Origin of the sequence: Streptococcus suis (assembly GCF_002960445.1) — a bacterium.
Taxonomy (GTDB): Bacteria; Bacillota; Bacilli; order Lactobacillales; family Streptococcaceae; genus Streptococcus; species Streptococcus hyiners.
The window spans coordinates 1-318 of record NZ_POJD01000040.1; the positions used below are offsets into that span (position 1 = coordinate 1).

General features: G+C 41.5%; 1 pseudogene. It reads right to left on the reverse strand.

Annotation, left to right across the window (positions count from 1 at the left end):
* Positions 1-318, reverse strand: a pseudogene (locus C1G53_RS00210) (acetolactate synthase large subunit); the annotation flags it as partial.

The window sequence follows — 318 nt, forward strand, 5'->3', positions numbered from 1 at the left end:
AATATTGATAATGTAATCAGCCTGATCCATAGCCATATTGGCAGCGTATGAACCGTGCATACCACCCATAGCCAAGGATAATTCATGCTCAATGGGCATTGCACCTAATCCAAGGAGGGTTGAAACTACTGGAATACGGTAGCGCTCTGCAAAGGCAACTAATTCTTTATTGGCATCTGCATAATTGACACCACCACCAGCCAATATAACTGGTTTTTGAGCTTGGCTAAGCTGTTTCAAAATTTTCTTAACCTGCAAACCATTTGGTTCAATCGTTGGCTGATAACTTGGTAGGTGTAGAGTTGGGTCATGATAAAA